Origin of the sequence: Coprothermobacter platensis DSM 11748, assembly GCF_000378005.1 — a bacterium.
GTDB lineage: Bacteria > Coprothermobacterota > Coprothermobacteria > Coprothermobacterales > Coprothermobacteraceae > Coprothermobacter > Coprothermobacter platensis.
Genome location: NZ_KB899040.1, coordinates 774,887 through 787,579 on the forward strand (window position 1 = coordinate 774,887; position 12,693 = coordinate 787,579).

Here is a 12,693-nt window from a genome sequence, read left to right on the forward strand (position 1 = left end):
GCTTCTAATCATTCTATGATAAAGTCTTCTTCCTTGTAGATACCGGTTCCTGCGGGTATCCTCCGAGCTATTATAACATTTTCTTTCAAACCTTTTAGCTTATCAACTTTCCCAGCTATGGCTGCGTCAACGAGAACCTGAGGAGTTTCCTGGAACGAGGCGGCTGCGAGCCAACTCTTAGAAGATTTGGATACTTTTGTCACGCCCATGCATACCCTGCGTCCCTTTGGCGCCTTCTTACCTTGCATAGTCCAGTACCTAACTTCTTGCTCATAATCAAACCAGTCAACAACATCACCTGGAAGCATTTCCACAGAATCACCTGATTCGTCAACAACAACCTTGGAGAACATTTGCTTTAAGACCACTTCGAAATGCTTGTCATTGATTTCAACCTTTTGAGAAGCATAAACACTCTTGATCTCACCTATGAGATAATCGCAAGCAGCGTCGTGTCCAAAAGCTCTAAGCAATAATGAAGCATCAATACTGTCGAAAATCAGCCTATAACCAGGGAATATGTATTTTGATTCCTTGTCATCATTGCGAATTCTTAACTTCCTAGATTCAGCGTTCGTTACAAATGCGCCATAACCATTGTCCTGTTTTACAACGATTATGGTAAAGAGTTCTTGCCCGTGATCGACTACGGTGAAGATGTCGTGAACAACACCACCCATCGGTGCCATAGCCAACAACTTGCTTTTCTTTGTGGGACGTTTTGCGTCTATGTCGAATGCAAAATCCACATCACCAGTACGCATTAAATCTACATAGCCTGCATAGAAATTCTTTAGATCTGCTTCATCGGCTCCTTTAATTCCTGTTGCTAAACCTACGTACCATGGAACTATGGAAAGCTCCGAACGTAAGGTCGTAAGAACGTTATTGAGTTTCTCGTGGAAATGTCCACTTAAAGATCCAATATGTTCTTCTAAGCTTGCTTTCCTTAAAGCGTCAAGGAATAAGCGTTCGAATTCACTGGCTTTTTGATCTAACAAATCATAAAGCTGTTCAACCTTTTCATTGGATCTTCTCAATGCGCTCAATTCAAGACCATTCCAGTCATAACTTTGAAGTAGCTCGTGCCTAATTTCACTAAGTTTTTGGCTAAGCAGCGCTCCAAGATCGTTGAACCAGGTCCTAACAACTTTCTTCAGATCTTTGGCTGCCATAGGATCGTTCACATCATTTAAGTGAGCTTTCAAAACGTTATCCAACTCACCAACAAAAGACTCCATGGCATTAGATACATAACGTTCTATCTTTTCGTCAGCGCCATCAAATACTGTAAAGAAATCCTGCAATGGGAGAACTATATCAGTCAGTGCATTTTTCTTCCTTGCCTCAAATAATTCTTCTACACGTGGTAAACCTCCAGTAATATCTTCGCCAGCGACACCTCCAGTGTGGAATGTTCTTAGAGTAAGCTGGGTACCTGGTTCGCCAATAGACTGTGCAGCTACTACACCAACACTTTCTCCTTTTTCTACGAGTCTTCTTCTGGATAAATCTCTACCATAGCACGTAACACAAATACCATCATCACTTAAGCATGTTATAGGACTATGTATACGAACAGCTTTCACACCAGCTTTGTCTATGCGTTGTGCATCCTGTGCCATGATCTCTTGCCCTGCTTTTACCAGAATTTCTCCAGTGGCAGGATCTTTTATATCTTCAGCAGCAAAACGACCCCAGATACGCCCTCCGAGCTCAGAAATTATGCTACCGTCTGTAGCTTCAAGGTCTCGTACAAGCAAGCCCTCTTCTCTTTTTACAATGAGCTCCTCAACGCCCAATTCCTTGAGCCTGTAAGCTAAAGAGGGTGCGACATTTGTCCCTTTGTCGATGACTTCGTTGCCAATACGCAACTCACCAGGCAATACAAATCGGGCATGGTTCAAACCGTAGACAAAGTTATCCGGATCAAGCAAATCTTCGATCCTTACGAGTTCCATGTCTCTTCTTATAAGAACTTCGATACCAGCTTCTGCAATGAGTTGTGCCTCTTCTAAACCAATAACCTGCCCTTTACGTACCACTGGGTCATCCATGCCTGGCAACCTGATATCTTCCTCTGCAAAACGACCTACCAAAGCTGTGGCAACGTTGTCATAGGTATTTGGACCAACGCTGACCACAGAGTGGTCATCCTCAGTGATCGTAACCGACTGCACAACATCCACCAAACGTCGTGTGAGGTAACCAGCATCAGCAGTTTTCAGCGCTGTATCAGCCTGTCCTTTACGAGCACCGTGTGTACTTACAAAATACTCTTGTATTGTTAGACCTTCCAGCAATGAGTCGATAATAGGATACTCAATGATTTTACCTGTCGGGTCAGCCATAAGGCCTCTTAAACCTACCAATTGTCTTACCTGGTCTTTGTTTCCTCTGGCGCCAGATGTGAACATCATATAGAGATGGTCAGACTCACTAAAATAATCGTTGAGACTATCAGTGACCTTATCCACTACATCGCGCCAAATGTTAACTATTTTTTCATAACGTTCTTCCACAGTGAGTCTACCGAAGTTGTACTCTTCTTCTATTTTCTCGATTTTCTCCCGAGCTTCATCTACTAAGCCTTGTTTAGAAGGTACAACACTCAGGTCAAGTGCACTTATGGTCAAACCGGACAATGTTGCATACTTAAAGCCCAGCTCTTTTATTGCATCCAGTACATATATGGAGTCACTCAAACCCAACCGATCGATAGCATCATTGATGTAGTTATAAAGCGTTTTCTTTGTTAGTGTTTCATTTACGAAGGGCAATGTTTGAATGCCGTTTTCTGTTAACCGTTCGTTTATAAAGTGATTAAAAATCACACGTCCTACTGTTGTATTGCCATTCTTATCCGCATTGGTAATATCTTGACCGATGTCGCCATTGGTCTCAGCTAATGGGCCGTACCAAATGTGAGCATGCAAGTCTATCTTGCCCATATTCCAAGCTTTCTCTACATCCGCAGCGTCATAGAATACAGTGCCATCACCTATAAATGGTCCCTGTAGATCCACTGTTAGGAAATAAGGTCCAATGACTAAATCTTGTGTTGGAGCTGCCAACGGCTCGCCATGAGCAGGTGACAGTATGTTCAAATGCGAAGACATCAGCAATTTTGCCTCAGCCAAAGCCTGATTAGAAAGTGGCACATGTACTGCCATTTGGTCACCATCGAAGTCTGCGTTGAAAGGCGGACAAATCATAGGTGGTACCGATATGGCTTTTGAATCAACTAACACAGGCTCAAATGCTTCTATTGATGGCCTGTGCAGCGTAGGCGCACGGTTCAACAGAACATAATAACCTTTTACAATATCTGCCAAGACTGGCCAGATACGAGAATCGTAACTCTCAATCATCTTCTTAGCCTGTTTAGCTGTACTCGCAATTTCACGGCGTTGCAGTTCGCCTATGAGCATAGGCTTAAATAATTCTGCTGCCATTATTCGTGGTATTCCTGTTTGGTTCAGCTTTAGATCCGGCCCGATCACGATGACAGAACGCCCACTGTAATCAACTCTTTTACCGAGCAAATTCTGTCTGAATCGACCTTGTTTCCCGCTAAGTTTGTCAGTAAGTGACTTTAACTGCCTTCCTCTTGAGTCCTTCACAGGTTTGTCTTTTCTACTGTTGTCTATAAGTGCTTCAACAGCCTCCTGTAAAAGCCTCATTTCGTTTCGGATAATAAGATCCGGAGCTTTTTGTTCTCTAAGCCTTTTCAGTCTCAGATTTCTATTGATGATTCTTCTGTAAAGTTCATTCAAATCTGAAGATTTTGCTCTCTCATTTTTGTCGAAAATGAGTGGCCTTAAGTCTGGGGGCAAAACAGGTAAAACTTCCAAAACCATCCATGAAGGATTCGTTTTACTTCTCAAGAAACCGTTAATAACTTGTAAACGCTTCGTTATCTTTTGTTTCCGTTGTCCCGTTGCTTCGTCAAGCTGTTCCACTAAATAGCTGACCCAATCTTGTAACTTATCTGGACTGTAGTTTTCTTCCAGTAGTTCCTTTATGGCAGCTCCACCGGTTAACGTTTCCAACAGCGGCTGCTCATTTCTAAGTATTTCTACATCCATGAGCAAACGATACGCTTCTGCCTCTTCATCACTGAGTAAATCTAAAGCATTCACGCGTGGTGCTACAAAAGATGTAGAAACCACAAGTTCTTGACTTATCGTTTTAAGTAGTTCTTCGCCATCATCAATCTCAAGTTTATTGAATACTTCCATGGCAAAAGTGTTATCGCGTATAAAGGCTTCACTCAGAAGAAGCGTAATAATCTGCCAAACTTGTTCTTGAGAGATGGGTCTCAAACTGCGTACTAATCTCAAATCATAGCCTGTAACAACTAAATCAGAGTTTTCCTCTAAGTCAGCTCCAAAAACGTGTTTTATTATTTGAAGCGCTCTATCTTTATCATCATTGATGAGAATCTCATAATCTTGCACTCGGTCAAGTAAACGGGTCACATCCTTAAGAACCATGGAACAAGCATTGCGAAGTACGTCTTCCATGCTTTGGCCTTCTCTGGGCATAACACTGAAATAACCAAAGTTATTGATAACTTCATACCCACCGCCGAGCACTTTATCTATATCTATGTCTTCGAGGCTAAGAGATTTCAAGATAAAGCGAACATCATCTTCAATAAGGGGACGTTGTTCATCCCATGAAAGGTTACGCTGGTCCAGTACTTCACGAATTTTCTGAACTTCTACAACAAGGTTCTCTAAAGCTAAACCCAAACCTCTTGACATTACTTTGTACTTGTTTACTTCGCCCTCTTTGGTTACCGCTTCTGCTCTGTAATAAGGAACCACAGCATAGGCGCCAGAAATGATCTTAGAAAGTACGTTTTCAAAATCTCCTGTACCCAGAGCAACGCTAATCATCTTACCGAGAAGATATTGCTTATCTGCATTATCAGCAGCAGCCGCAGCTTTACTTAATAAATCACTACGTTTTAGATTGAATGCTTCAAAGATTTCCGATGCCCAATGGGACATAAAGTTTGAACCGGAAAAATTCTCACCCTTACTATAAAGCTCAAGTGTTTCTTCAAACGAGAGCCATTTTCCCTTAAAAAACACCGGCTCCTTCAAGCACTGCATAAATTCATCTTTTGTTAAATGCCTTCCAGTAACCACAGGGTTACCGGCTATGCGCCTAATATCAGTTGGGAATTTTTCAAGCTGTTCGCCAACGAAGTCCAAGAGAGACTGTTCATGAGCTACCAACGTTGTTATACCTTTTACGCCACTAAGCACATGTTCTTGTTCATTGGGCAAGAGCATCAAATACTGCTCAGGCGTAACGAGCTCAAAGCCCTCTTCACCAAACAAGACATAAGCACTGTTTTTCCAAATATCCCTTACAACATCAATAGGTACATCGTACGATTGAGATATTAACTCGTTAAGACGTCTTATAACGTAACTCGCAGTTTTATAGGTAGAAAGCTGAGTATAAGTTCTTATGTTTTCGGAAAGTAGACCGTAAATATCTCCCAGTACAGCCTCAAGCAAAAGAAGACCAGAGCTAAAATCTGGAGAACCAGCCAATTCTAACCTATCTGTGGGAATCCCTTGAACATCTGCCACAGATTGGAATATCAGTTTCTGACCAAGGAACCAGAAAGAAAAATCAAGTGCACGTTCACTGGTCATCACGGTAAGTCTCGGTAAGACGTCTGGACCCGTATCTGTAGCCAAGTTAGAAGTGTAATAGATAACCCTTTCTAGATCTTTCTGCTTCATATCGACCATGAAACCTAACCTTGACTGTGCGTTTCTAAAGAACCAGGGGTGCACTATGGGTGTACCAAGCTCAATATGACCCATCCGTTCTCTACGTACAGAACTGCGGGTAACTTCTACACCACAACGTTCACAAACTTGTCCCTCGTACTTTCGTCCTTTGTATTTCCCACAAGCGCATTCGTAATCACGTGTGGGCCCGAATATTTTTTCACAAAACAGACCATCCGGTTCAGGTCTGTTCGTTCTATAGTTAACTGTTTCGCTCTTTTTAACTTCTCCATGGGACATTGCCCTTATTTCATCAGGAGACGCCAATCTCACTCTTAGGGCATCAAAATCCATACCTTGCCTCACTCCTCTTCAGTGGTGAACTTCGGTAGAGACACACCAGGTATCTCCAAAGCCTTTTCTTTTTTCTCCGTTTCCACTTTCTCGACCATGAATCCCAAGGATTTCAGTTCAAGTTCAAGTACCTTAAACGATTCAGGCAGTTGAGGTGGTTCCAATGGTTGATTGCGCGTTAAAGAAATATAAGCTTTCTTTCTCCCTTCAACATCATCGGATTTGACTGTGAGCATTTCCTGAAGAACATAGCTGGCACCATAGGCTTCTAATGCCCAAACTTCCATTTCTCCAAGCCTCTGGCCACCAAAATGCGCTCTTCCTCCAAGCGGCTGCTGTGTAACCAGTGCATAGTCGCCAGTAGAACGCGCATGCCATTTGTCTTCAACCATGTGAATTAACTTCATCATGTACATATAACCAACAGTTATTTCAGAAAGGAATTCTTCTCCTGTTCTGCCATCGCGGAGAACTACCTTCCCGTCTTCTGGAAGTCCTGCCTCTTTTAATAAATCATGAACACCATCCACGCCAAGCTTGCTAAAGATAGGAACTTCCACTTTAAACCCAAGCACCTTTGCAGCTAATCCCAGATGAAGTTCTAAAAGCTGTCCAATATTCATCCTTGAAGGAACACCCAGCGGGTTCAAAACAATATCTACAGGTCTACCATCAGGAAGGAAAGGCATATCCTCTTCCGGTAAAACACGGGACACAACACCTTTGTTTCCGTGCCTTCCTGACATCTTGTCACCTGCTTGAACCTTCCTCTTTTGAGCAACGAAAACCTTAACAGCTTTTATTTTGCCTGTTTCACTACTACGAAGAACTTGAGTATCAACAACAATTCCACCTTCCGCCGGTGGCACTCTTAAGGATGTATCTTTTACTTTATCTAACTTCTCACCAAAAATTGCACTTAATAGCTTTGTTTCAATAGACTTATCTTCTTCCTCTTTTGGTGTGACTTTTCCCACAAGAATATCTCCAGGCTTAACCTCCGTACCCACCATCACAATACCCGTATCAGGATCAAGATACTTCTTTTCTTGTTCCGATACGGAATCTGGTAAGTCGTAGGTTATTTCCTCTGATCTACCTCTACTTAATTCGGCCACTTCCACCATATACTCGCGAATATGTACAGATGTGAATACATCATCTTTAACTAAACGTTTACTTATCAGTATGGCATCCTCGTAGTTATACCCTTCCCAAGGCATAAATGCAACCAAGATATTGCGTCCTAATGCCAACTCTCCACCATCAGAAGTTATTGATTCTGCAAGTACGTCACCTTGCTTAATAGTCTGGCCTTGCTTTACTTTAGGTCTGAAATGTATAACTGTATCCTGATTTGTCCTATCAAAAACGCGTAATTTGTAAACTTTTTCGTAGCCATCTTTTGTAGCCAAACGAACTTCCTTGCCATCTACGTAGGAAATCGTACCATCTTGCTCCGCCCGTATAACATAACCTAAAGACTGAACAACTTCTTTTTCCATGCCTGTGGCCACAATAGGTGACTCCGCATTAATAAGCGGCACTGCTTGCCTTTGCATGTTAGATCCCATTAGTGCTCTTATGGCGTCATCGGATTCAAGAAATGGCACTAAAGAAGCCGATATGGAGAAGGGTTGCGTCACATTTACATCCATAAAAGTTATATCTTCTTTGTCGACCTCAACCCATTGCCCTTTATGACGAGCCAATATGCGATCAGGAGCGATGTTTCTTCCCTCCATGGGAGTGTCAGCTGGAATAATATATTCTTTTTCTTCTTCCAAAGCATCCATCCATATAACGTCATCTGTGACTTGTCCCTTAACCACACGTCGATATGGCGTTATCAAGAAACCATACTCATTCAAGCGAGAATAGGTTGCCAATGAAAGGATTAATCCTATGTTCTGACCTTCTGGCGTCTCTATAGGGCACAAACGTCCGTAGTGCGTATGGTGGACATCTCTTACTTCAATACTTGCATGCTCTCTGCTAAGTCCACCTCTGCCCATAGCTGTTACGCGTCGCTTGTGGGTAATTTCAGTCAACGGGTTAGTATATTCCAGTAATTGATGTACCTCAGATGGGTTTACAAAGCGCCAAACAAACTGTGTCAATATGTTTTGCGCAAGCACTCTGTGAAGCTTTAACTCTGGTTCTTTCTGTTCGTTAATCATTTCATCACGAGCCGTTTTTACGAGCCTTTCAAAAGCACTTGCAAAAATTTCATAATAAAGCTCACCTATGGCGCGAACACGCCTATTGCTCAAGTGGTCTATGTCATCCGGCATTGCCGCTCCAATAGAATAAGCCAGCAATATGCCACCAAGTTCGGCGAGCATTTCATCGGTGAGAGATTCCTCCACCTTTATGCCGTACCTGTGTTCTATGTGGTATGCACCCACACGACCTATTTGATTACGTTTAGGATCAAATAGAAGTTGTCTAAAGCGCCTTTCAGCTTCCCTATCGGAGAGTGTTTCTGCTGTTCTTCTCTTTTCTAATTCAACAAAAGCACTTCCTTGAAAATACTTCTTCACAGGTACTTGAAGAGTTATAAAGTCAGAATTCTTCCTTATGTTCTTAACGATTTCAGGATCCAGTGCTTCACCTTTCAGGCTTTGCCCGTCGACTTCAATATCTTCATCAATAATCCATCCCTCATATGTCTTCATCTGACCCCTAACGGGAACTTTTACACGTAAATCGTACTTTCCAGACTTAACCATGGGAATGACGTATGATTTAAATAAAGTCTCGACATCCCTTGTGCTGAGAGGTGTATTAGCTCGCACAACCACGGTTCCATCTTTGTCTAATACGTCTTCGATTAATTCTGTTTCGCGTAATGTAGAGACAATTTGATCCCACACAGTGGAAACCGTATATATGTTTACGGAAGTATCACCGTCTATAGTCTTGTCTATCAAAATTTTTAAATTTTCTTCAACAATACTCTTGAATATGTCCAGTATTTCAAGCCCCTCATATTGAGAAGCGTAAGATTCCGCTATTTCGTCTAAAACACTTTCTACGTTGTATTCTTCAAGCCTTTCCAATAACTGCTCATCAACGCCGAGATTCTCCAGAGTGTTCTTGAATTCACTTACAGTTTGAGCAGTAGTAGGCAGATAACCACGCAAATAATTGAAATAAGAAAGAAGGTTTTGAGTAACAAAGTTCTTCTTGTTATCGAATGAAGCATCCGTTAAGAAAAACTCTGTCCACTTCAACGCACTTTCATTAAAACGCGCCCTTATCTCGTCATCAGACATGTATCCGAGAGCTCTCAGATATGTTGCCATATTGAGCTTTTTAGAACGCCTATCAAGAATCATATTAAGTGGGTTTTTGCCATCATATTCAATATCTATCCACGTTCCGCGCTGTGGAATAAGAGATATCCGCTTAAGTCCTCCGTCAGCTTCAAGATATATGCCTGGAGATCTAACTAATTGATTCAATGTCACTCTTCTTGAGCCATTTACAATGAAGTCGCCTGAATCAGTCATCCATGGTATTCTCTTCCCCAAGACGTGTTCTTTTTCCACGATTTCCCCTGTTTCGCTATTGTAGATACGAACCTTTACTACAAGCCTTTTTGCAAATGTGGCATGCTCTCTAATAGCGTCTTCAGGAGTTTCTATGGGGTTACCCGTTTCATCAGCTACATCATTCTCAAAATAGAAATCCAATATGTCAATGCGCCAACGTCCCTTACTATCTTCGATAGGAAAATATGTCTGAAACAGCTCCCGCAAACCTTCGTTGATGAACCAGTTCCAGGAATTCTTTTTTGCTTCTAAAAAATCTGGGTAAGGAACTTCGCTTAGCGTTGGCTTACTTACTTTGCTGCTGACTTCCCATATTTTTTTTCTGGCAGTCAAATCGCATCACCCTCCATAGAAGTGCCAATTTAAGATTATATCACGCAGTAGTCCCCCAGTAAATAGCTTCTTAAAACAAATGTTAAAAAAAATGGTGGCCCCAGGGGGATTCGAACCCCCGCCTCCACCTTGAAAGGGTGATGTCCTAGGCCTCTAGACGATAGGGCCACTACTGGTGGGGCCGCCAGGAATCGAACCTGGAACCTTCCGGTTATGAGCCGGTGGCTCTGCCAATTGAGCTACGGCCCCACTGGTAGCCTCGGCGGGAATCGGACCCGCACCACCGGGTTGAGAGCCCGGTATACTAACCACTATACGACGAGGCCACCTACTGGCTGGGGGAGGTGGATTTGAACCACCATTGCAGGATCCAGAGTCCCGTGTCCTGCCCGTTAGACGATCCCCCAACGAGCATAGTTATTATAGCATAGTGAAAGGACTGGTGTAAAGAACATTAGAGAAAGAAACTCATACATCAGCTTCATCCTTTATACATGACTTTGCAGGAGGCCAAGAACCATCTTAATCTTTCAGCCTCCTGCAAAGTTCTTACCCGTGTTTCCTAACCAATGCACCCCATGCTTCAACCACTAACCAAATCGCTAGTATGATGAGTACGATTCCAACTATGGCCAAAGGCAACGTAGAAATTTTCGAAATGTTCGCACTAACAAGGAGGAATAATGCCGCCATCGTAGTAACAATCATAAACACCATAGGAATGGTGGTAAACCATGCAGATTTGTGCAGACCTTTTATTATCCATGCAGTTACAGCCAACAGTGCGAGCCCAGCAAGAAGCTGATTAGCCGAACCAAAAACTGGCCAAATTACAGACCATACAGGCTGATCACCAACATGCATGAATACCAGCGCAAGCACAGCCAACAACGTTATGAAAGTGGCCGCATAGCGATTTAATCTGTTTCCAGTCAATTCCTGCAATTGGAAACGCCCGAGTCTCGTAGCTGTGTCTAAAGTAGTGAGTATGAATGTGTTTATGGTAAACATGCCGAAAGAGATACCAACCTTTTCAGGCAAACCGAATAATGACCAAAACTTGGAAAACCCTACTCCAAAAGTATACTGAGGATTTGCTGCGGCGCCTTCCGGCCCGATGATTTTACCCGCCATCATCACAGTTATCAATGCGATGACAGCAACCACGCCCTCGAGAAGCATACCGCCGTAACCGATAAGTTTTGCATCTTTCTCAGCCCGCAATTGCTTTGCAGTAGTGCCACTTCCTACAAGCGAGTGAAAGCCACTTATCGCACCGCAGGCAATTGTGATAAAAAGCATGGGCCATAGGTAATTGTTGCCACCAGCATACCAACCTTTATAAGCGCTCAAATTCACCGTAAGCATTTTCCCGCCGAATAAAACACCTACAGATGCGATTATCACTGCAAAATACAGAAACCAAGAGGAGAGATAATCTCGCGGCTGTAAAAGGATCCAAACAGGAAGAACTGAAGCAAGGAAGATGTACACGATGAGAATGATGCGCCAGTTGGTAGCGCTTAGAGAAAACACCGACTGGACCCAGGGTGAACTATTTCCAAAGAAAACAGCACCGATCACAAATGGCAGGCATATAATAGTTGACCAAAGAATAGATAAGTGCAAACGATATACCAAGAGCCCAAATATAATTGCCAGAACAATGTAAAAAAAACCGCTGAATGCTACTGCAGGATCTCCAGCGAAAGAAATAGCGCACAGTTCAAGAAAATCTGCCACCACAAGTACAAGCGTGAGCCACGCAAATAAGTTAAAAAGCACCTTCGCCCTAGGCCCAACATATTCATTTACCAATTCGCCAATACTGAGCCCTTTGTGTCTGATAGAGCCTACAATAGAGCCAAAGTCGTGAACAGCCCCAAAGAAAATAGAACCCACCACTATCCATAGATAGGCAGGTAACCAGCCAAAAAGACTGGCAGCAGTTATAGGACCAACGATAGGCCCTGCTCCTGCGATACTTGAAAAGTGATGGCCGAGAAGAATCATAGGGTGAGTAGGAACATAATCAATACCGTCATAAAGTTCCACTGATGGCGTTTTTCTGCTGTTATCCAGCTGGTACACCCGCTCTTGATAGCCACCGTAAAAGATGTATGCAAGTACAAAAGAGACGATGGCTACCAGAAATAATGTCAATGCCATTTAAAACTCACCTCCCCTTTATAAAGAAAGTAATCTATTTGCCAAGACCTTCGCCGGAAGGTCTTATAGCCTCTCTTAGTTCTCTTCTCATATCTTCGAATATCTTTTCTTCACCAAGAAGAAATCCCACGTATGCCCAACCTTTCAAACCAAACGCAAATGATTTTCTTAACATACTGCCTTTACCAAAAAGCAAAAAGCGCTGTGTCATCACATCGGGTACGGGTTTGACAAATGGCATAAGTGTTTCCATAGTAAGATCAGGTACGATAAAATCCAACAATTTATAATCAGCTATGTTGCCCAAAATGCCTGATTTTTGCATGATTAAAACGCGCCGATATATACAGTGCGTTCCTAAATTGTAACGTTCGTAATAGAATTTTCTGAGAACATCCTCATCTATTACAGGAACCTGTAAATCCCACGGGTTTTCCCCCTTACCAGTCACTTTTATTCCCCTCTTAACCGCATTATACACCAACAAAGATAATAAACTAATATATATTTAGCTGATGTAT

4 protein-coding genes and 4 tRNA genes are annotated in these 12,693 nt (G+C 42.6%); all 8 read right to left on the reverse strand.

The annotated features are described in order from the left end of the window. Nucleotides 1–8: 8 nt before the first annotated feature. The 8 genes from D890_RS0104370 to D890_RS0104405 all read right to left on the reverse strand — a co-directional run bounded on the left by D890_RS0104370 (nt 9) and on the right by D890_RS0104405 (nt 12,623). Entirely contained in the window at nt 9–6,113 is a 6,105-nt protein-coding gene (locus D890_RS0104370; RefSeq protein WP_018963300.1) for a DNA-directed RNA polymerase subunit beta', read from the reverse strand. An 8-nt stretch (nt 6,114–6,121) separates the two neighbouring features. Next, complete coding sequence (gene rpoB, locus D890_RS0104375) at nt 6,122–10,003, reverse strand: DNA-directed RNA polymerase subunit beta (protein WP_018963301.1); 3,882 nt, start codon at nt 10,001–10,003, stop codon at nt 6,122–6,124. A 92-nt stretch (nt 10,004–10,095) separates the two neighbouring features. Continuing rightward, nucleotides 10,096–10,171, reverse strand: a tRNA-Glu gene (locus D890_RS0104380). A gap of 5 nt (nt 10,172–10,176) precedes the next feature. Continuing rightward, nucleotides 10,177–10,252: transfer RNA gene (locus D890_RS0104385), tRNA-Ile, on the reverse strand. A 2-nt stretch (nt 10,253–10,254) separates the two neighbouring features. Further along, a tRNA-Glu gene (locus tag D890_RS0104390) sits at nt 10,255–10,329 on the reverse strand. A 6-nt stretch (nt 10,330–10,335) separates the two neighbouring features. Further along, nucleotides 10,336–10,410, reverse strand: a tRNA-Gln gene (locus tag D890_RS0104395). Nucleotides 10,411–10,552: 142 nt separating this feature from the next. Continuing rightward, nucleotides 10,553–12,172 carry a carbon starvation CstA family protein gene (locus tag D890_RS0104400; RefSeq protein WP_018963302.1) on the reverse strand — a complete coding sequence of 540 codons (1,620 nt, stop codon included), beginning with the start codon at nt 12,170–12,172 and terminating at the stop codon, nt 10,553–10,555. A 34-nt stretch (nt 12,173–12,206) separates the two neighbouring features. After that, complete coding sequence (locus tag D890_RS0104405; protein WP_018963303.1) at nt 12,207–12,623, reverse strand: hypothetical protein; 417 nt, start codon at nt 12,621–12,623, stop codon at nt 12,207–12,209. Nucleotides 12,624–12,693: the final 70 nt, after the last annotated feature.

What these genes read in the sequence shown, in the direction of transcription:
- D890_RS0104370 (WP_018963300.1), bottom strand. Translation starts at nt 6,113, where the DNA reads ATGGATTTTGATGCCCTAAGAGTGAGATTGGCGTCTCCTGATGAAATA.
- D890_RS0104400 (WP_018963302.1), bottom strand. Translation starts at nt 12,172, where the DNA reads ATGGCATTGACATTATTTCTGGTAGCCATCGTCTCTTTTGTACTTGCA.